This window comes from Fischerella muscicola PCC 7414, assembly GCF_000317205.1.
GTDB classification, from domain to species: domain Bacteria; phylum Cyanobacteriota; class Cyanobacteriia; order Cyanobacteriales; family Nostocaceae; genus Fischerella; species Fischerella muscicola.
The window spans coordinates 1-21,266 of record NZ_AJLK01000109.1 but is presented as its reverse complement, the minus strand read 5'-3'; the positions used below and the strand labels follow the sequence as shown (position 1 = coordinate 21,266).

At 40.6% G+C, this 21,266-nt stretch carries 18 protein-coding genes; 9 read left to right on the top strand and 9 right to left on the bottom strand.

Annotated features, from left to right (window positions below; genetic code table 11):
• Window positions 1-28: 28 nt before the first annotated feature.
• The 6 genes from UYI_RS0115740 to UYI_RS0115710 all read right to left on the bottom strand — a co-directional run bounded on the left by UYI_RS0115740 (window position 29) and on the right by UYI_RS0115710 (window position 8,292).
• Window positions 29-1,558 carry a nitrogenase component 1 gene (locus UYI_RS0115740; protein WP_016867600.1) on the bottom strand — a complete coding sequence of 510 codons (1,530 nt, stop codon included), beginning with the start codon at window positions 1,556-1,558 and terminating at the stop codon, window positions 29-31.
• Between the two features lie 114 nt (window positions 1,559-1,672).
• Entirely contained in the window at window positions 1,673-3,064 is a 1,392-nt protein-coding gene (gene vnfK, locus UYI_RS0115735; RefSeq protein ID WP_016867599.1) for a V-containing nitrogenase subunit beta, read from the bottom strand.
• 209 nt (window positions 3,065-3,273) lie between these two features.
• Window positions 3,274-5,073 (bottom strand): nitrogenase vanadium-iron protein, alpha chain, encoded by a 1,800-nt coding sequence (vnfD, locus tag UYI_RS0115730; protein ID WP_016867598.1) that lies wholly within the window; start codon window positions 5,071-5,073, stop codon window positions 3,274-3,276.
• A 412-nt stretch (window positions 5,074-5,485) separates the two neighbouring features.
• Window positions 5,486-5,887, bottom strand: a complete 402-nt coding sequence (nifX, locus tag UYI_RS0115720) for a nitrogen fixation protein NifX (protein WP_016867597.1) — start codon at window positions 5,885-5,887, stop codon at window positions 5,486-5,488.
• A gap of 81 nt (window positions 5,888-5,968) precedes the next feature.
• Window positions 5,969-7,345: a nitrogenase iron-molybdenum cofactor biosynthesis protein NifE gene (gene nifE, locus UYI_RS0115715; RefSeq protein ID WP_016867596.1), complete on the bottom strand. Its 1,377-nt coding sequence runs from the start codon at window positions 7,343-7,345 to the stop codon at window positions 5,969-5,971.
• Window positions 7,346-7,479: 134 nt separating this feature from the next.
• Window positions 7,480-8,292 carry a molybdate ABC transporter substrate-binding protein gene (locus UYI_RS0115710; protein WP_016867595.1) on the bottom strand — a complete coding sequence of 271 codons (813 nt, stop codon included), beginning with the start codon at window positions 8,290-8,292 and terminating at the stop codon, window positions 7,480-7,482.
• Between the two features lie 1,288 nt (window positions 8,293-9,580).
• Here UYI_RS0115710 and UYI_RS0115705 point away from each other — a divergent pair.
• The 6 genes from UYI_RS0115705 to nifN all read left to right on the top strand — a co-directional run bounded on the left by UYI_RS0115705 (window position 9,581) and on the right by nifN (window position 16,175).
• Window positions 9,581-10,021, top strand: coding sequence for a TOBE domain-containing protein (locus UYI_RS0115705; RefSeq protein WP_016867594.1), 441 nt, complete (start codon window positions 9,581-9,583; stop codon window positions 10,019-10,021).
• A 475-nt stretch (window positions 10,022-10,496) separates the two neighbouring features.
• Window positions 10,497-11,627, top strand: coding sequence for a substrate-binding domain-containing protein (locus tag UYI_RS0115700; RefSeq protein ID WP_026085978.1), 1,131 nt, complete (start codon window positions 10,497-10,499; stop codon window positions 11,625-11,627).
• Window positions 11,628-11,911: 284 nt separating this feature from the next.
• Window positions 11,912-12,064: a hypothetical protein gene (locus UYI_RS37675; RefSeq protein ID WP_162140402.1), complete on the top strand. Its 153-nt coding sequence runs from the start codon at window positions 11,912-11,914 to the stop codon at window positions 12,062-12,064.
• Between the two features lie 192 nt (window positions 12,065-12,256).
• Window positions 12,257-13,234 (top strand): nitrogenase iron protein, encoded by a 978-nt coding sequence (gene nifH / locus UYI_RS0115695; protein WP_016867592.1) that lies wholly within the window; start codon window positions 12,257-12,259, stop codon window positions 13,232-13,234.
• A 116-nt stretch (window positions 13,235-13,350) separates the two neighbouring features.
• Window positions 13,351-14,709, top strand: a complete 1,359-nt coding sequence (gene nifE, locus UYI_RS0115690) for a nitrogenase iron-molybdenum cofactor biosynthesis protein NifE (RefSeq protein WP_016867591.1) — start codon at window positions 13,351-13,353, stop codon at window positions 14,707-14,709.
• Window positions 14,710-14,828: 119 nt separating this feature from the next.
• Window positions 14,829-16,175, top strand: a complete 1,347-nt coding sequence (nifN, locus tag UYI_RS0115685; RefSeq protein WP_016867590.1) for a nitrogenase iron-molybdenum cofactor biosynthesis protein NifN — start codon at window positions 14,829-14,831, stop codon at window positions 16,173-16,175.
• Between the two features lie 88 nt (window positions 16,176-16,263).
• Here the strand turns inward: nifN and UYI_RS0115680 are convergent, their stop codons facing one another.
• The gene (locus tag UYI_RS0115680) at window positions 16,264-17,283 is read right to left on the bottom strand and encodes a hypothetical protein (protein WP_016867589.1); all 1,020 of its coding nucleotides are present in this window, start codon (window positions 17,281-17,283) and stop codon (window positions 16,264-16,266) included.
• A gap of 356 nt (window positions 17,284-17,639) precedes the next feature.
• Here UYI_RS0115680 and UYI_RS0115675 point away from each other — a divergent pair, with 356 nt between their 5' ends.
• Window positions 17,640-17,849, top strand: coding sequence for a hypothetical protein (locus UYI_RS0115675; RefSeq protein WP_016867588.1), 210 nt, complete (start codon window positions 17,640-17,642; stop codon window positions 17,847-17,849).
• A 342-nt stretch (window positions 17,850-18,191) separates the two neighbouring features.
• Here UYI_RS0115675 and UYI_RS0115670 read toward each other — a convergent pair whose 3' ends face one another.
• Both UYI_RS0115670 and UYI_RS0115665 read right to left on the bottom strand, forming a co-directional pair.
• Window positions 18,192-18,401 carry a TOBE domain-containing protein gene (locus UYI_RS0115670; protein ID WP_016867587.1) on the bottom strand — a complete coding sequence of 70 codons (210 nt, stop codon included), beginning with the start codon at window positions 18,399-18,401 and terminating at the stop codon, window positions 18,192-18,194.
• 512 nt (window positions 18,402-18,913) lie between these two features.
• Window positions 18,914-19,597, bottom strand: a complete 684-nt coding sequence (locus tag UYI_RS0115665) for a molybdopterin-binding protein (RefSeq protein WP_016867586.1) — start codon at window positions 19,595-19,597, stop codon at window positions 18,914-18,916.
• Between the two features lie 260 nt (window positions 19,598-19,857).
• Between UYI_RS0115665 and UYI_RS0115660 the strand changes: the two genes are divergently transcribed.
• Both UYI_RS0115660 and UYI_RS0115655 read left to right on the top strand, forming a co-directional pair.
• Window positions 19,858-20,235, top strand: coding sequence for a hypothetical protein (locus UYI_RS0115660; RefSeq protein ID WP_016867585.1), 378 nt, complete (start codon window positions 19,858-19,860; stop codon window positions 20,233-20,235).
• Between the two features lie 208 nt (window positions 20,236-20,443).
• Window positions 20,444-21,175 (top strand): hypothetical protein, encoded by a 732-nt coding sequence (locus UYI_RS0115655; RefSeq protein WP_016867584.1) that lies wholly within the window; start codon window positions 20,444-20,446, stop codon window positions 21,173-21,175.
• Window positions 21,176-21,266 lie beyond the last annotated feature (91 nt).

Here is a 21,266-nt window from a genome sequence, read left to right as displayed (position 1 = left end):
TGCATATACCGTAAAATTGTGTAAGTTATTACTCGTTCAAACATTTGCCCCGCTTCTTACCTGCATATACGGTACAATCGGGCAAATCTTGGGCTAATTTTCCTGTCAGTGATTGAGCAGATGCTAACCCTGAATTTTTCGGGAATACCATTTGTTTGGTCAACGAGCTGCGAGGTCTAAAACCATACTGAAGTGCCGTTTTAATACACTTAGCTACCTTTAAGGCTCCGCGATAGCCGAATCTCGGACGATTTAAGATGGCATTTAAATCCACAACGGGAATGTGGGGGAAACTCAAGGAAGAACCAAAATATACTACTGAATCGGCATCAAGACCACCAATAAAATTCAGTAATTCATCTTCGGTTTGTTTCATCGACTCATACTTACCAAAAGCCAGTGTTCCTTTCGTAATCAAGATTTCCGGGTCTAATCCCGTTTCCAATAGGTAATCTACACTGGTTTCCCGCGCCTCTGTACTCCAGGGATGGAAGTTATAGATGACCGCACGCATCCCAAAATCACGCTCTAACATATGAGCAATGGATAGGGACTTGATCGCATCATGTCCTTCGATAATTGCTAACTTCCCTTCTATATATTTTTTAGCTTCTTCAAATTCAGTCTTGATGGCAGCATATTCCCGTTCCATCAAGGCGGCTGCTTGCTCTTCCATCCCTAAATATTTTGCAGCGCCTTGCAGCCATTTTTCTGTAGCAGAAATTCCATAGGGAAGGATTGTAGAGTTGAGGGGAGTACCAAATTTGTCTAACATGGCTTTACCGATGGTATAGCCCAGGTCTAAGCACAAGGTACAGTTAACTGCTGCACTTGGTGCTTGTTTGAGTTCCTTTAATGTACAGTTACCAGCAATCACACTGTGAACTCTGGCTCCCATTCCTTCGATTAGTCGCACTAGTTCTTTAACATCAGTTTCTACTTCCGTTCTTTCCGGCCCCATTTTTGCACCGACAATATTGACAGCATCGGCTAATTGTGCTTTACGTTCAGTAGTGGGTGGTTCCATAAAGTCTACAATTTGCCGAAACACTATATCAAATCCACTGCGATACTCCCCTGCGAATCCTTCACAATGTATTGTCATGATCTCAGACTGGATTTCGCTGCGTACCTTATTTACCACATCATCAACACAGTCCCCAATAATTCCAGACGCGCAACTGGTAGCCACAACGATCGCATCGGGATGGTATTTTTGATCTACTTCTCGAATTGCGCCTTGTAATTCTTTTTCGCCACCAAAAATCACCGCTTTCTCACTCATGTTGGTAGTTACTACAGGTTCATAAGGAGAACCACTGTTGCGGCTATTAGTCAGTTTGTATGCTCGCTTGACTCCATACGCACAGCCACTAGGCCCGTGAGAAATAACAATTGCATCTTTAATGCCACTTAAAATCTTCGTTGCAGTCCAGAATTTACAGGGACGGGTATGACTACCTTGTAAGCTAGTCTTAATCTTACCTTCTTTTGCCAAGCGATACAATTCGCTTAAATTTCCGTAAAATACTACGTTTGCATCGATGTTTGTCGCCATAATACTTCTCTAGTCTCTGGAGTAATGAGACTCCCGACTTTTTGAATCAGTCAGGAATCTCGTAATCAAGTGTCCTCTTCTATACCTTCATTACCGTGTCTTTGTGTCAACCTTTTACCAGACGTTTAAGATCCATTCGCGATCGTGCTTGTATTCCATATCTGCAAACAAGGCATTAGCGATCGCATCTCCCAACCATTCCGCACCTCTGTAACCAATCACAGGGTTTTTCCACAAACCTGCACGGTCAAAAGTGGGGAAGCCTACGCGCACCATTGGGATTTGGTTATCGATCGCAATATATCGACCCTTAGAATGACCTAAAATCAAGTCGATATCGCCTCTTTCCTTAACGCGGCTTTCCAGTTCCCACAAATCCGCATTCCAGATCACTTCGATATTATATTCAGCGTGGTTTGCTTTCTTGTCCAACTCAGCTAGTCTGGGGTCTTTAGAAGGAGCCTGGTTATCATCACCCAGCAACAGCAATACTGGTTCTAATTCAACTTCCTGACAGAACTCTGCCAAGCCAATTACTAAATCGGGGTCGCCGTAAATAGCTACTCGCTTGTTAGCAAAGAACATATGAGCTAAGTCAGCTAAGGAGTCGATCGCTTTGCCTCGTTCTATTACCAAGGATTCTGGTATTGGTTTGCCAGTTAGTTTCTTGATATTTTGTAACCAAGCGTCAGTGTTTTTAATACCAATTGGTGTGGGGCCAATAATTGCGGGAACACCAAACTCCCTTTGCAAGAATTCTGCTGCGTTACCACCTTCATATTTGCATAGAGCAATGGTAGCGATCGCATTGGCAGAATCAGCAATATCTTCAATGGTGGTATTACCAAAGGTAAAGCTGTTCCTATCTGGCATGGTGGGAGCATTGAAGGTTTCCGTATCTAATAAAATGTTACCTTCAACACCCATTTCTTGGAGGATGTGTTTCACTTCGGTAACATCACCAGGGTTAACCCAACCGGTAATGATGTTTAATTTGCCATTCGGTTCACCTTTTTTGGCTAAGTTAGCAATCAAAGAGGTGACACCAGCATCATATCCAGTCACCTGACTGCCACGATAACTGGGAGTGTGTACGGGAATCAACTTCACTGGGCGATCGGGATACTCTTTCTTTAAAAATTTGTTGAGCTTGTTGATTGTTCCTTCTACGTCATCCCCAATGGTTTCAGTGGAACAAGTAGTAATGATAGGAATTAACCGCAGGTGAGGATATCGCGCTACCAAAGTCTTCACTCCTTCCTCAATCCTTGGCATACCACCAAATACTGCACTAGCTTCATGGAGTGAAGAAGATGCAATGTCAAAGTTTTCTTTCAAATGCTGGGCAAACATGAGTCGTACAAACATACTACAACCTTGTCCACCATGCACCAGAGGAATGCAATCTTTGACACCGATAGTTGCATATTCTGCACCCGCAGGCTGACAGGTAAATATGGGATTGATTACTCCAGCACGCTCTTTCTTTTTGACAGCTAAAGACATTTTTGTTGCCTCCGGAAGAGTGTAGAAATTTTGAAGAAATTTGCTGGTGGAAGTTAAATTAAACTTGCCACCTTATTCTATAGAATTGAATTTCGCTAGAATTATTGGTGAGTGATTGCGTGAGTTTGGTGGAATTGACAGTAAGAGAATCGCAAGTACTCCACCAAACTAAATGTAAGCGGTTTGACTCAGCAATGTATTGCTCAAATCTAGTAAAGCGAATGATTCAATTCAGCATTAAGCGAGCCAGTGATGGCAATATGGAGCAGCTTTTGTCTAACTAGCTCCAGTACTGCTGTAATATGTGCTTTCTGAGCTTTATTTATCCATGAGAACTTAGTTTTGAGATCAAGCACAAGGATCTTTGCGTCTGCATAATGAAGCTTGTCAACAAGAGTTTCATTAACTACTTGTTCTTCGTTGAAGATAGCGATCGCTTTGTTGATCACACCATTGATGTTTTCTTCTCTGTCCCAGGAACGAGAGTGAAACTGCCATAAACAACGCTCTTGAATGTAGGTTGTGATTTCCTCAGTTCGCTCTTGAATGTAGGCTGTGATTTCCTCAGATTTCTGTTTCAAACTCTCATTGTTTTCATCTTTCGATGTATCTTTCTTGGTTTCATCGTCACGGACATCAATAGCAGCCAAGTTCATTAAAGGAGAGTAAATGGCATTGTACAAGTCACGCGCCATATTCACTGCACCCTCAAATCCCATGTATGGCCCATTGTGATAACCATGACCATTGATATAAGGCAAGTGCAACTTCTTGACTAACGCACCCACACGCGGCCCAGTCAACACCACATCTGGTCGGATCATCTCTAAGACTTCAAAGAATTCCAACTCATTACCATCATCAATATAGATAGTCCCTTCTTGACCTCTGGCAATTACTTTCTCAAAGTCTTCCTGGTGTCCAAACTTAGAAGACATAGAAACTACTTGCATTCCCAAATCATCTTCCAATGCTTTTGTCCAGTGCCATAGTCTGGGACCACCTGTCCAAATACACACCTTTTTGCCCTTGAGCCGTTCCTTATACCAATCCATCTTGTCTTGGTATTTGGCGACTTCTTCAGCAATCACGGCTTCGGCTCTTTCTTCAATGCCAAAGAAGGCACCAATTTTCCGCAAAGCTTCTTTGCAATAGTCAAAGCCCCAAGTATCTACATCCAAACGGGGAATACCATATCTCTTCTTCAACTCATTGGCAATGTATCCAGCACTGCGCGCACAGTTAGTAACGTTTAACTGCGCTCTGTGCATTCCTCGCAATGAATCATAAGTACCGTTGCCAGTAAAATGGGCAATGATTTGTACACCCATTTTTTCCATGTACTTCTCTAGCACAAACGTATCACCTTGGATGTTGTAGTCCCCAATCACATTTATGGTGTAGGGAGAGGTGATTTCTGGCTCTAGTGTGCCGACTTTCTCGTTAATCCAAGCGATGTTGAGGACATGGTGTCCTTTGGATTGGCTCACGCCAGCAAATCCAGGACACTCAACGCAGAAGATATCTACATCACCGAGTTCTTTTTGAGCACTTTTGACGACGGCTCTGATGTCATCACCAATTAATGCGGTAGCGCATGTGGTGTAGACAATCATCCGTTTGATGTCGGGAAATTCTTTGAAGGCTTCGATGATCGATTTCTTGAGTTGTTTCTCACCACCAAAGACAATGTGTGACTCTTTCATGTCACTTGACCAAACATATTTGAGTTGGAAGTGACCGTTGTCAGAAGGATAGCGTTTGGTGTGCCAGGTATCGTAGGCGCAACCAATGGGGCCGTGAATCATTTGAATGGTGTCTTTGAGAACACCACCAATTACGAGTTTGGCACCACAGTAGCTACATCCTCGTTCTGAAAGTGAACCAGGTATTGTTTCAATGTTGGAAAGAGGTAGAAATTGAGTTGTGTCTTCTCCTTTTTCTTTGATATAAACGTGTTTTTCACGTTCTGGGATCGATTCGTCGCATTTTAATAGTTTCAATGGCATAACTGATTGCTCCTAAGCCAATACCAATACTAGATGAAAGCTTCTTTTACTTCTGTTCTTTGAGAAGAAACTTTCTTCTTTCTTTTCTCTTTCAAAATATTAACTATAATTTTATTTGTTAACAGTAACTAAAACAACAATATTAAGAATAAACATTTCATTTTTTTGAAACAGTAATTAGTAAAAATATACGAAAAATTCTAAGCGATAAATATTAAGTTTATAGTTATTATTTCTTATTATAAAAACTAAAAAAGCTCCTGATATCTAGAATTAATCAGGAAACTTGTTCTTCATAAGTAGAACATAGTTCTACTCAAAAATATAAATAATAGAGCATTAAACTATGAATTTGATGTCAGTCAAATTCATCATTTGGGCAAACATTTTTTGTTTTTTGTCCAGAATCCACTTATTCTTCTTCATGAGCATATGCCAAGTTATTGTTTTCTGGTTGCAGAACTTTACGTAACATAGGTGGAGCGCTACCGTTCATACTTTGTACTAGCATATGTAAAATATCGGGAATTCTATCATATTCTTGCGCTCTGACTATAGTTACACCCTGCTTCATCAATTTGTTTCCAACTGGTTTTCCTATTGCTTTAACATATAGTATTTTGCAGTCAAGAACTGCTTCCATTTTGGGTGTAATCTTATCCTCATGGGTTGCTTCTTCTAGATCACCTTCAAAGGTTAGAGTTTCAACAAAATGAAATCCATCCATATATACTTCATACACATCAATTTCTTTTGCCACACCAAAGTGAGTATTGACATAGGTTCCATCGCTTGTAGTAAAAGCTACTTTCATTGATTTACTCCAGAATTTAGTAATTATTTTGTGTACTTTGTCATGTGTCGCTAACCAAAATGAATGACTCATTAATCATGGTCAATTTTTTTCATCCCAAGGAGCAGGTTTTCTGACTTGTTTCCATACAGGACTATACAAGGCTTCATATAATTCCTGAGCCATTTCCAGCATCCCTGCATAACCAGCGTAGGCATGATGACGTTCATGATTAATATCTAAGAAAGGAATTCGTGCTTTCAGTGCTGTGTATTGATTGCTTCCTCCAGCTATTAACATATCAGCTTTTGTATTCTCCAGTACTTGTAGTAATGCACTGGGACTTCCCTTGGACAAAACAATGCCATCTTGACCAAGTAATTGTTTAATTTTGGCTTTCTCTTCTTTTGTACTTTTTCTATCACTAGTAGCAATAACTTCCATTCCTAAATCTCTTGCTGCTAAAATAATTGACCAACTTTTAACACCACCACTATAAAGAACAACACGCTTTCCTTTTAAGCGGGAACGGTAGGGAGCAAGGGCAATATCTAGTGCTGCGGTTTCTTCTGCTATCAGCCATTCTGTGCGTTCTTGAAGATAAAAATCGCCTAATGTTGCAGCAATATTTCGCAAGCAACGGTTCATGTTTTCCACACCGTAGAAAGATTCTTCAATGTAAGGAATTCCATAACGTTCCTTTATTTTTTGTGCCATTCCTAGTGATACATTCGAGCAAATCACTACATTCAACTTGGCGCGATGAGCATAGCAAATTTCTTGATAGCGAGCATCACCCGTAATTTTGGAAAGAACACGAATACCTAATCTCTTCAACAGTGGTAAAACATTCCATATTTCACCAGCAACATTGTATTCACCGATAATATTAATATCGAATGGTGTAATCATTTCTGGTTCCGCAGTTCCAACCACATGTTCCAATAAAGCTTCACCAGCAATACGGTTGCCTAAATTTTTACTACCAAGAAATCCAGGTGCATTTATATAAATAACTGGGATACCAATTTTTTTTGCAGCTGCTTGACAAATAGTATCCATGTCATCACCAATCAAAGCAGTGACACAAGTAGAATAGACAAAGACAGCCGCAGGATTGTAGCGTTGAGCGATGTCGAGAATGGCTTGATAAAGTTTCTGTTCACCACCAAAAATGACATCATTCTCACTCAAATCAGTAGTAAAGCCAATCTGGTGTAGTTTAGAACCTGATGAGAGACTACCACGACTTCCCCAGGGGTTACGAGTGCAGGCAACCGGGCCATGTACTAAATGAGCAGCATCAGTAATTGGTACAAGAGCAACCATTGCTCCCTCAAAAGGACAATTTCCTTGAGCCGCGCCTGGTTGTGGTGGCTTTTTGCAAGATACTTTTTTATTATCCTGCAACTTTATTTGATTATGTTCACAGTTCGTTTCGTTAAGTAGTTTGTTGATTTTTACTTTAGTATTGTTCATGTCCTTACTTGTACTGAGTTAGGATAGGGTGAAGGAAGAAAAAATAAGTATTTTACTTATTCTTGATTTCGATCTGAATTTACATCTTGTGCCATTTTTTTAAATTCATTTTTCTCCTCACTTATAAGCAGCAATTACTGTAGTGTGCAAGATATTAAAGGTGAATCAAACCCATATTTATTCAAGATTTTTTGTCCATCTGGAGAAAGAATATACATAGCTAACATCACTCCAGAATTACTGGCATTCTTCATTAAGGTCATACCATAATTGACCTTGAGTGCTAGTTTTTCTGGTAATTCCACTATTTGTAAATTAGGTGATGATAAAAGAGCTAACCTAGCAGCAGTACAGTAGCTTAAAAAGATATCTACCTGTTGTGTTTCACTGATGAAGTATGCAAGTTCATTCTTTCCTTTGGGGACAATAGGAGAATTACGTCCACCTACCAAACGTAATGCTTTTTGATTTAGCTTGTTAAAACTACCTAGTTGTACTTTTTCAGCTTTACGGAATATTTCCTGTGCGTAGTCCCCAGAAGCATCTTCATTTGGTGTTGATGTTCCTAATTTTATTTCTGGATTTAACATCAAATCTAAGAGATTATTTGGTGTCACTTTTAAACCAGGTTTGACAATGGCACACATTTTATTCCTGGTAAAATTCACTACTGGGCTGCTTTTATTAGCTTTCATTAAAGTGGCGGGATTTCCTATATCAGCACTAGCAAATATATCGCTGTGTTCTCCATTTAAAAGACGCTCTCGTAGCAAACCAGAATGGTCAAATTCAAGTCTTACAGGTATGTCATATTCTCTAGCAAAATCCTGTGCAACTTCTGAAATAGCACCTCTTAAGCTACCAGCTGCATACAGAGTAACAGAAGTTTGAAAATCCTGAGTAAAAAGGATTTTTTGTTTATTATTGAACTCTAAAGATGTCACCATAAATTTAACTCCTAGTAATAGCTAAGGCATCTGTAGTAACTATTTACTACGATTCAAAAAATGCATTTTTGTGTAGTGAAAATAAAACTGACTGCAATCAATACCTCAATTGGCATAATTGATAATTTTGAACTTATACAAAACCAGAATAAAGAAATTAATGGCAAGTAATACAGTAACTGATGAATAAATCAACATAACAGATACAGTGTTTAGAATTAGTTATTTATTGTGTTTATAGTCTGAAGAGGAAAGATAGGGGAGTTGGCAGTAAAAGGAGTAACCATCATAATTCCAGAAGGTAAGGTGTCTTATAAGGTATTTCCCTACATCCCCTATCAGCAGAAAACCTATTAAACCTGTGAAGATTAGAGGAAAGGAAATGGGAAAGGGAAATTTCCCTTTCCCCAAGTTAGATACATCTAACTGATAAAAGTTAGATACACCTAACCCAGCAAGCAAGCCTTTGTATTGAGTGAGAAATCACAAAGCTAATTATTTCGTGATGCTCAACAAAAATTTTCAATGTGACATGGACTCAATTGCAGCAACTGAAGTGACTTAAAATTTCACTAATTATCTAATACCGCAGATGACCTGTAAAAAGATAAAACTCTTATCTTGATCAAGAACTGCAATCTATCAAACACCTCAAGAATAAAGTTACAAAAAATCGTAACTGATTCAATAGCACCTTCTATGGAAATAACTAAAGTCTTCTAAAACATCTCGTTTCTATGGGAAGACTCGTTAATGCTTTTACTATTTTTATTCCCCTTACTGCAAGCATAACACACACATTGCAAAATTATTTGCTATTTTTAAATTTTTTTTGCAGCAACAATCTCATGTATTTTGTAAAAATACTTACAGATTTTGATTTTATAGCAAGTTTGGTATGCATTATGCTAAAATAATTGCATTAGCACATATTCTCCATCTGCATATGACTTATAGTTATGCTTTAGCTCTTTGGCTGCAAGCTTCTTTCCTTACGAGAACGATACTCTAACTTGAAGTTGTTACCTTGTGGGAATGCCTGATAGCGATCGCATCTACGCTGAGAGTTGATCAACTACTTCAATTGCATAACGACGGGATCGTTTTAATCGACTCAGCAGGACAACCATTAATAGCTTAAAGAGTAAACATTGTTACCGTAAAGTTTACTAGTAACAACAATGCCAAGCAAAGCCAAAAATCGTCTTATTTTCATTGATTATTAGCGCTTGAAGAATTATTATTCCTAAAATAAACGATTGGTAAAATTTTACCGTAGTAAAAATGTATGCCAAGAAAAGAACAAGGATGGATTACATTTCAAGTTTCAGAGCAAGAGCGAAAACTTTTGGACGAATTAGCCGAAAAGTTACAACGTACTAAAACGGAAATTCTTCGGGAACTAGTACGTGGACTTGAGCAACTTCAAGCGCGATCGCCACAATCAATACCAAGCAAAAAGCAAGAAGCAAAAGAGATCCAGACTCACTATATAGAAATCACTCATTGCAACAAACCTCTGAAAGTTAGCTCTGGCAATATCCTTAAAGGTGTAGTCACAGAAGTTATTCGCACAGGAGTAAGCTCTCAGGTAACTTTAAAGGTTGTTCATGAAGTAGAGTTAATTTCGATCATGACTACTACCTCAGCAGATGAATTGGAGTTATGCGAAGGAACAGAAGCTTATGCGGTAATTAATCCCTGTTTGGTGACTCTAGGTAGGGAATAATCTGCCAACCCTAAATCAAGGGTCTTCAACCCGTCCTTCATGTCCTTTGAGGGTAAACTAAAGAAACACTTTTCCTCCCCTACACCCCCACACACTACACCCGTTTTTCTTGAAAATAAACAGATGTAGAATAAAAAATTTTCCTTTACCAACTATTTTGGCAAAATGTATGTTAAGCTTACTATAGGGGAATAAGAAAGCAGCTAAGTAAACTAGCAACAAGTTAAACTTACTTGCTGTAATAGCAGAAATCCGCAAGTACCTTAGTGAATTGTACACTATGCTTGCTCCGAAGAGATCAAAAATTAGCAAATATCTTAGCAAAATGTATGTTATGCTTACCGTAGGTTGATTAGAATTGTCACAGCAGTCTTCTGATCTTCCAGCAAAAACAGCATATACTAGAAGACCTTGCTATTGCCTCGGTAGATTAAGTTTGTCCACTGCGGCTTTTGTAACGGAGAGATACAGCCTCATGAAGCAAGACGGGAGTCTGTGCAATAACCTGAAGTCGATTAGAACTCGTTTGGGCATGAGTCAGCAAGATTTGGCTAACATAGCTGGGGTGACTCGTCAGACTATTAGTGGTGTGGAATCAGGACAATATGCTCCTTCAGTTGCTGTGTCACTACGTTTAGCCAAAGCACTTGGTTGCCAAGTCGAGAACTTATTCTGGTTCGAGGAAGATTTGCCTGAAGTTGAGGCAGTTCTTACTAAACCTGTCCCCACTGGACGGCAAGTGCGAGTTAGTCTCGCGCGGGTTGGAGGCCAATGGATAGCTTATCCCTTGGTTGGGAACGATGCTTTTCGTATCGAAATGATTCCAGCCGACGGTGAAGCACAAGGCCAGATAGGAACAAATAAAGTCCAAGTCAGGCTTCTGGATGATATGGACAAACTGCACAATACAGTTGTGATTGCTGGTTGTACACCTGTAATTTCTCTCTGGGCGAAAGCTACCGAACGTTGGCATCCCCAGTTGCGAGTCCATTACAATTTTGCAAACAGCATGGCTGCATTGCGCTCTCTAGACCGAGGTGAAGTACATATCGCCGGGATGCACTTGTACGATCCCCAAACTGGGGAATATAACATTCCCTTTGTGCGGGAAGCCTTAGCAGGTAAAAGTGCTGTCCTGATCACTATCGGGGTTTGGGAAGAGGGATTATTAGTTCCACCGGGAAACCCAATGGGAATTAAAACAGTTTCTGATTTGGTGGATTTAGGAGCAACCATTGTCAACCGTGAACCGGGTTCTGGCAGTCGGATGCTTTTAGAGAGAAAACTCCAAGAAGAACAAGTTCCATTCCATACTCTTAAAGGATTTGAGCATATCGTCCACAGCCATAAAGATGTTGCTTTATCTGTAGTTTCAGGAATTGCTGATGCAGGTGTGAGTACGGCATCTATAGCTACTGCCTTTGGGTTGGGATTTGTCCTCCTACATCGTGCGCGATACGACTTGGTGATTCTCAAGGAATACTTGGAAGAAGCACCAGTACAGCAGTTGCTTAGTACTTTGGGACATCGGCTAGTCCAATCTCAGTTAGAGGTTCTCGGTGGCTATGACATCAGTAAGATTGGGGAAGTTGTAGCAACTATTTAGGGTAGAGTTTAACAGTTATCAGTTAGAGCTATTAGGATTTTAGGACTGTTCACTGATTGGTGGTACTACTATTGGTTGGTTTGGTGGTAAGCAGGGAAACTTTGTGTAATTACTACCAGTAGTATAGTCACTCTCAGATGTGGGCAACAACATTGGTAGTTCGAGAATCTTCGCTGCTCAACTCTAAGTACCCTTTTAAACTCTGTTGAGTATGCGAGCAATTATCTGACTGTGATGCTCCTGAAGTAACTGCAACTATAAAGTTGTACTCAAGACATATTCGCATGTCTGCAATCAAGTTATTGCAACGGTGTGATTTGGGTAAATACTCTGATCACAGCGTAAGAGATAGTAGTCGGGTAAAACAGTTGCGATCGCTATCAAGTAAAACACTCAACTGTACAGTTGCAAAGCTTTGCGCTTCCACTAACTACTAAACATTAGAAATTTCTCAACAACTGAATTAGCTGAGTATTCATGCTTAAAAATATTTTTGCAGGGTCGCGATCGCCACCGGTGGGTACTTTGTGCGAACGTCACGCTTTGACGTTCTAAACGTAACTCCACACTTTTACGCTTCATTCATAAATCGCAGACCCACCCATCAAACCATTACAGGAGAAATCATCATGTCCGACGAAAGAATTAGACAAATAGCTTTCTATGGTAAAGGCGGTATTGGTAAATCTACCACCTCGCAAAATACCCTCGCTGCAATGGCAGAAATGGGTAAACGGATTTTGATTGTAGGATGCGATCCTAAAGCTGACTCCACCCGCTTAATCCTCCACTGTAAAGCTCAAACCACCGTGTTACACCTGGCAGCAGAAAAGGGTGCAGTAGAAGACTTAGAATTGGAAGAAGTAGTAATCAATGGTTTTCGTAATATTAGGTGTGTAGAATCTGGTGGTCCTGAACCTGGTGTAGGTTGTGCTGGTCGGGGTATCATCACTGCCATTAACTTTCTTGAAGAAAACGGCGCTTACCAAGACCTAGATTTTGTCTCCTATGATGTATTGGGTGACGTTGTGTGCGGTGGTTTCGCTATGCCTATCCGTGAAGGTAAAGCCCAAGAAATCTACATCGTTACCTCTGGTGAGATGATGGCGATGTTTGCTGCCAACAACATCTCTCGCGGTATTCTCAAGTATGCCCACTCCGGTGGTGTGCGCTTGGGTGGTTTAATTTGTAACAGCCGTAAAACTGACCGCGAATGGGACTTAATCAGCGAGTTGGCAAGACGAATTAGTACTCAAATGATTCACTTTGTCCCCCGTGACAACATTGTGCAACATGCTGAGTTGCGTCGGATGACTGTAAATGAGTATGCACCAGACAGCAATCAAGCAAATGAATACCGTACATTAGCTACGAAGATCATCGACAACGAATTTATGGCTGTTCCAACTCCCCTGGAAATGGACGAGCTAGAAGAGCTGCTGATTGAGTTTGGTATTCTCGAAAGCGATGAACAAGTTAAGCAACTGACTGAGACAGATAAAGCAGCTAAAGAAAGTGAGAAAAAACAAGAAGATGCTGAAGGCGAAGCCCTAGAAGCACTGAAAAAAGGCAATGTCGAAATTGTGACTTCTAGCGACAAGAAGTAAAGTTTGACCGGCTAACGGTAGACCACAGCACAGGTGGGCAATAATTAGCCCACCTTTCCTCCAATTGTAGAACAGACAATTCATTTAGTAGGATTTCCAAATTATCGAGAGGTTTTATGAAAACCAGCCAAGGAGAAATCAATGACCTACCTATAGAGCCAAGATCCGAAAATCAAGACAAATCTTGCACGCAATCATCTAATTCTGGAGATGCTCAATCCGATTGTGCCTTTGATGGTGCAATGATTGCCTTAGTACCAATTACTGATGCTGCCCATCTAATCCACGGCCCTAGTGGTTGCATTGGTAATTCTTGGGGAAATCGCAGTAGTTTTTCCTCCGGTTCAACATTGTACAAGATTCGCTTTACAACTGATACAGATGAGAATGATATTATCTTTGGTGGCGCAAAAAAGCTGTACAAAGGCATTCTGGAATTAGTCAGACGCTACAAACCTGCTGCGGTATTTGTCTACTCAACTTGTGTCTCTGCTCTTATTGGTGATGATGTTAATGGCGCTTGCAAAGCCGCCACCCAGGTAACTGGTATACCAATTATCCCTGTAGATTCTCCAGGGTTTGTTGGCAGTAAAAATTTGGGTATCCGTATTGCTGGTGAAGCTTTGCTCGAATACGTGATTGGTACGGCGGAACCAGAGCAGATCACTCCCTACGATATCAACCTGATCGGTGAATACAATATTGCCGGTGCTCTTTGGAATATACTACCATTGTTGGAGAAATTAGGTATTCGGCTTCTGGCAAAAATTACGGGTGATGCTCGCTACAAAGAAATCTGCTATGCCCACCGTGCCAAGTTGAATGTGGTGATTGCTTCCAAATCGCTATTGAAAATGGCAAAAAAAATGGAGGAACGCTATGGTATTCCCTACATTGAAGCATCTTTCTATGGCATAGAAGACATAAACCGCTGTTTGCAGAATATAGCAGAGAAATTAGGCAACAATGATTTACACCAACGTACAGAAAAGTTGATTGCTCAAGAAACTGCTGCTTTGGATGAAAAACTAACTCCCTATCGTATTCGCCTCCAAGGTAAGCGCGTTGTCATTTATACCGGAGATGTCAAGAGTTGGTTAATCATCTCAGCAGCTAAGATGTTGGGAATGTCCGTTATTGCTATTAGTAGCAAGAAAAATAGTCGTGAAGACCAAGCGAGGATTAAAAGCTTGTTAGGCAAAGATAGCATCTTTTTGCCACAAGACAGTCCTAGAGAAATTCTTCAGGTTATTAACGATCATCAAGCTGATATTTTAATTGCTAGCGATCGCTATCAATATACTGCCCTACAAGCGAAAATCTCTTTCTTAGATATAAGAGCAGAAGTTCATTATCCTTACACAGGCTATGCGGGGATTTTAGAAGTGGCACAAGAACTATATGCAACTTTCTTTAGCCCTGTATGGAAGCAATTACACCAAAAAGCACCGTGGGAAAAAACAGAGGTGGGGTGATAGGGAGGTGGAGAGTGTGGGAAGTGTGGGGAGAATAAATATTAACTTTTGACCAATGATCAATGACTAATGACCATTGACGATTGACAAATGACAAACTAGTAATCGGAGTTCAAATCATGGCGATTGTTAGCGTTACAAATACATCTGTTGCAGTTAATCCTCTCAAGCAAAGTCAAGGAGTGGGTGCAACTTTAGCTTTTTTGGGATTGAAAGGGATGATGCCAACTTTACATGGTTCTCCTGGTTGTACAGCCTTCACTAAAGTAGTTCTGGTACGGCATTTTCGTGAGGTGATTCCACTTGCAAGTACGGCAATGACAGAAGTTGCGACTATCTTGGGTGGTGAAGAGAATGTGGAACAGGCAATTCTGACGTTAGTGCAGATATCTAAACCCGAAATTCTCGGTTTGTGTACCACTGGATTGACAGAAACTAGAGGGGATGACATGGGACGTTTCTTGAAGGAGATTCGCCAACGCCATCCAGAACTAGATCATCTACCGATTGTGTTAGTCTCGACACCAGATTTTAAAGGTACATTGCAGGATGGTTTTGCGGCGGCAACAGAAAGCATAGTTAAGGAAATCCCCATCAAAAGCGATAAGCTTGAAACTCGTCTTCAACAAGTCGTTATTTTAGCGAGTTCTGCTTTCACACCAGCAGATATACAAGAAATCAAAGAGATTGTTGCTTCCTTTGGATTGAAGCCGATCATCGTGCCTGATCTGTCTGGCATACTAGATACTCACTTCGATGCTCCTCACAGTCCGATCACAACCAGTGGTACTTCTCTGGCACAATTGCGAGACATCGGCTGTTGTGCATTCACTTTAGCGCTTGGCGAGAGTATGCACGGTGCAGCAGAAATTTTAAAGCAAAGGTTTGGCATACCCTACGAGATGTTTGGTGAACTCACAGGATTAGAACCAACAGATAAATTCCTGCAAGCATTAGCAGACATTAGTGGCAACAGTGTACCAGAGAAATATTGCCGTCAACGTCGCCAGTTGCAAGACGCGATGTTAGATACTCACTTTTATTTTGGTGGCAAGCGAGTTGCCTTAGCATTGGAACCAGATTTACTTTGGTCAATAGTTTGTTTCCTCAAATCCATGGGAACTCATATTCACGCAGCTGTTACCACAGCACGTTCTCCTGTGTTAGAAAAGTTGCCGATTCCTTGCGTTACTATTGGTGATTTAGAAGACTTTGAGCAACTAGCAGTTGGAGCTGACTTGTTGATTTCTAATTCTCATGCAGTTGCCATCGCCAATCGCCTCAATATTCCTTTGTTTCGCCAAGGAATTCCGATTTTTGACCGTTTGGGTCATACTCAGCAGTTAATCAAAGTTGGCTATCGAGGTACTATGCGGCTTTTGTTTGATATCGGTAATCTACTTTTAGAAGTGGAGGAAACAACAGTTGAGCATTTCAACGAGCAAATGCGAGATTATGTTGGATAAGAATCAAGATTAAGAATAAAAAATATACCTCATTCCAAGTAGATATATTTTGAAGCTACTGTGCTGGTACCTGGTTGACTGACAAAACTCAAGTAGAATAGCAATATGACTTGACCCGAAACTCTCTTTCATACTGCCTTTGAGCCTGTTTCTTGGAAGCAATAGCAGGTTCTGGGTCAGAAGTACCAAAAAGCTGCAAAGAATGGAAGGATTCCCACCCTTGATGCAAGCATCCCTTAATCCACTGCCAACCAATTCTCAGATAACTATTGCCACGCTGCCAATGGCAATCGATTCGACGACGAAGCCCACAAGCAACTACTTCTTGCCCTTGGCAGGTTAGGTAAAGTGTTGCCACTGCTAAAACTAAACATAAGCCAGACAGTGCAATAGAGGAGCGGATTTGAGAACGTTCTAACTCAAAACCATTGGATTTATCATCCAAAAAGTTCTCTTCAATATCGAATCTTTGGCTGTATTCGTGAAATGTTTGGAGAGTGGGAGTTTCATCGCTGATGATGTACCAAAGTTCTCTACTAATCGGATCACAGCAAGCAGCAACAGATACCAACCCATAGGGATCAGTTTTAGTGATCTTTACCCCTTGGAGTAACATCGCTTCTCCTAAACCCAGATGAAATTGCTTAAGTTGACGTGGTGGCTTCCCTCCACACCAAACCCACAAGTCATTTTTGCCCCGAATCCGGTAATGCCACCCTAATTGTTCTTTAAGATAGCGCAACAGGTGAGTATCAACAAAAGCTCTATCAGCAAGAAACCTGACTTCTACCCCAGTCGGTACAAGGCGTGATACTCGACGTAATAATGGCTGGTACACTTCAAACGGCACACTACTACTTTTGTGAGGCAGTACTCGCCATCCCATAGGTACTGCACGTCCACGATATTCTACACATACTCGTACTATACAATACTCATTCCACAGCATTGTGGTATCTAAAATCAGTACCATCACTTCCTGTTTCCAGTCTTTCACCGCAGAGCGGATGATGGTTCCATAAATGGAATGTACATTGATACGACTATTGTGTAGCCATCGGCTAAACCGCCTCTGACGACTCTGGGCAAACAAAGCTCGACTTTGCATATAAATACCCCACTTGGTCAAATTTATACACTCTGAGCAGATTAACGCAATTACCATCCAAACGAGTGTTTTTAAGTGCCTTATGTCTGTCCATGTTTTCGATTGACTCAGTAGTGCTAGCAAGTCATCATATAAACGGGAGGTCGCTTCCATCTATTTCTCTATCTGTGTTTACCCACCAGCTAGAATACGGCGAAATTAGTCGTTATGGAAATCTGCGCCTCCTTTTTTCTGCTTTAATTTCTTAAACTCAAACTTTTGTCAGTCAATCAGCCCTTTTTGGATAATTCTAAAATTTTTGGTGTTGCTGAATAATAGGATGATTTAGCTGAGGGGGTGACAACCGCAGTCAACTTGTGGCAGGGCAAGCCTTTCAGGTGACGGACGCCCTCAAAGATAAAAAGCAACAGCAAGATTTTTCTTATTCATCAGCACTCAAAACTCCTATTTTCACAAAGCGCGATCGCGCTCAATTAATTCTCATCTTTTCAGCAGTGATTAAAGTGAAAGGCAAGCCAAGCCTAAGTTACATCCCCCTTGTCACCCCCTCAGATGATTTAGGCTGACGCAGGGACGCAAAGACACACCTGAAGCTGTGAGGCAGCGCAGTCTTGGACGCCACGTGCTTTTCGTAGAGTACCCGGAGGGCTTCCCGAAGGGTATGCGAACTGCCGTTGGGCGAAGCCTCAAATTTTGTTATCAAGTAGCTTGATCTTAATCTTCCCGAAGGGTATGCGAACTGCCGTTGGGCGAAGCCCTTCTCGAACAGTACCCGAAGGGTGATTGTTTTTGAGGCAATTAGACATCTCCGAAAAAGAAGATAAAAGCCTTGTGCAGTCAGGGTCGATACTTCATTTCTGGAGATGTCTATTATAAAATCATGCCGCAATTATGCAACACCAAAAATTTTAGTCAACGGCAATCATGACGTCTGATGATTTGACAACAGCATATACCTCTTTACCTTCACTCAGTTTCAGATTTTCCACTGATGACTTGGTAATAATTGCAGTAACCTCTACTCCGGGTGCAATTTCTATTATTACCTCATCGTTGACAGAGCCAACTTGAATTTTTTTGACAGTACCTTTGAGGGCGTTACGAGCGCTAACTTGCATATTACTGGTTTTCCCTGGTAATCTCACGACTTCTCAATGGTAGCAATTACTAAGTTTGAAGCCTATTACTATAGGTATGAATCTAACTAATTTTTACTTTATCTTAATCAAATAAATAATTACTGTGCAGATATGATACTGTCAAAATCATGTCAGTAAAATTAGCTATGGCTGATTTCTTAGTAATCTACTTTCACTCTCAACCTGTTGGAGTCAAGGCGATCGCTTCTGGAATTATCTTTTGCTCAAGTGTGATCGCATGATTCAGGAATTTTTAGTTTATGTTGGCTACTTAGTTCTTCGGCAGAATACCTTTGTTCACCTTCTAATTTTTTCACAAAGAACTTATACAGTAGGAGCTAAAATCGGCTTTCAGTCTAAACATTTACACTTTTCTCATGTCAAATAAAAAATCGAGTTTTCCTGACTTTATTGGTAACAGCTTTCACATTTAGAAAACGTAACTGCTGATACTTTTTTACTAACTAAGTTGGCATAACCTCAAAAGTGGGTCAAAGTCGCCAAAAATACTTAGGTTTTAAAGGGGAAGCAGGAGCAGAGAGTACTAGGATGTTTCTAACGTTGCTAATGTAACGTCCTCCTGCTTTATCACCAGGAACCACTAGACGAGCAAAGCCTTCATCGGTCAAATCTTGAATACTACCATCGCTGGCTTTCTTTGCGTATGCGACTAGTACTTGTTTACCTTCAAAATTTGGGTGGATTTCGCCAATAGCCACAGTCGTTCCATAACAGTCAGTCGCTTCAATAAGAACGTATTGTCGGAGGAAGGCGTTTTTTGTATTTGGACCAGAATTACCAGGTTTAAGTGGCCCTGTAGCGTTCTCGTTATTAATTAATTCCCACAGAGGGACTCCGTAATATGTTTCTGTTTTCAGTCCTGCTCCTGTTTGGAAAGATACAGTAACTTCGGTAACTACAGATGGGTTTTGGTTCTTTAAATCCTCTTGCAAATTTTTGAGCTTTTGCAAGTTAAAGATTGCTGGATTACTGACCTCACCGCCTAAGCGAAATATCTGTGATGTACCACCAGAACAAGCATTCTCTTCCCAAGGAGCTGGTTGGTTTTCTGATTCCCAAGGAGCGCGGTTTCCTGGGTCTGCTAAAGTAGGTTGCCATAACCCAAGTATCGATAGAGTTAGGGACACAATAGCAATACGACGAGTAAAATGCATACAACACGCCTCAGTTTAACTACAGAAAAATTAGGAGCAAGTTTTGCTAAGAATACTGCTGCTAAGTTCTAGTTGAAAGTACAGAGAAAGTAGAGAAAGTAACTATCGAAGTTACTACCAACTTTATTGATAATACCAACTTTGTCCCGTTGTTGTCATCAACTCCGGTCGGCTCGCTTTCTCGGTTTGGGCGCTTGGTGATATCCACTCTCTTTTTTCCACTGCTTACGTCCGACGAGATCGGCGGAGATTTTCATCTCTTGGATGTATGTAGCAGGGTTTTACCGATAAATCTCCTATTTGCAATAAATAAAAACCGCTCTACTTTTGGTGAAACTTCCTTTGCTAAAAGTTATTTTTTACGGCTTACGCCTCAGAGCGGACTGATTGCCAAGCGACACCTTAAAGAAGTTTTTGATTGGAATGAATTTAAAGAGCGGTTTGCAAGTGATTTTGGCAAGCTTGAAGAAAAGCGATATTCTCTAGAACAATTGCTTGAATACGCAAACCGTAAGTTAGGTAAAACCCTTGATGATTTGATAGTGCAAAATCAAATATCTTGGCAACGTAGACAAGAATATGCCGAACGTATAAATGCTAATCTTCTGCCTCAAATAAGTGAAGAGAGTGAATGCTAATGAATTCTGAAAATTTGAGTTAGATGACGTGAGGATTAAATTTTGATTAATTGAAGCCTTTCACCATCTAATGAGAATTTGAATAATAAAGCCAAAAACAGGGGAGTGGATCATATCTTATCCCCTTTTTACTGTCACAAATTTGGTCAACGCTTCATTAACTCAAAAAAATTCAATTCATTCAATCTCAAACATCTCTGTTATCACTATGTTACAGAATAGCTACATCGTTTGGGAAGGAGCATCTTTGATTAACGGTTCACCAATAGCCCTGATTTTGACAGGATTTGTTTTGCCTACATCCAATCGTAAAACTGGACGATTAATTCAGTCTTGGATTTTGCAACAAGAATTTGTCCCCACAGATGCTGCAAAAAATGGTTTAGACATAGGCATTTGTGGTAACTGCCCTTTAAAGTTGAGTAATTTGGGTAGCTGCTACGTAAACTTGTTAGGTATCAACAATATTTATCGCAAGTATGCAACTGGAAGTTATCCAAAATTTAGCGCCAACGAAATAGAAGTATTGAAACGATATCACTATCCGATGAGAATAGGCTCTTACGGAGATCCGACAGCAATACCAATTGAGGTGTGGGAGCCGATGATTTTGGCATCTCAAAAATATACTGGATATACCCATCAATGGCGAAGTTGCGATCCTCGTTGGCAACAATATTTAATGGCTTCGGTGCAAAGCGAAACTGAAGCAAAAGAAGCTCAACTTAGGGGTTGGAGAACTTTTAGAATTATCGCTCCTAATACTCCTTTGATGTCTAACGAAATTCTTTGTCGTAATACAGAAGACGACAGAATTCAATGTGAAAACTGTCTGTTGTGCGATGGAGCATCGTCTAAACCAAATATAGGCGATCGCGTTCATGGTTTAAACTGGAAGGTTTCAAATTTCTCGAAATATATCAACTCAACAGCTGTTTAAGCAGGTGAAGGCAGACAAAGTAGCTTTTCTGCCTTCTCAAAACTGTGAAGCTTACGCTGAAAGAATTGAAAACCAATAATATTGCAGATAG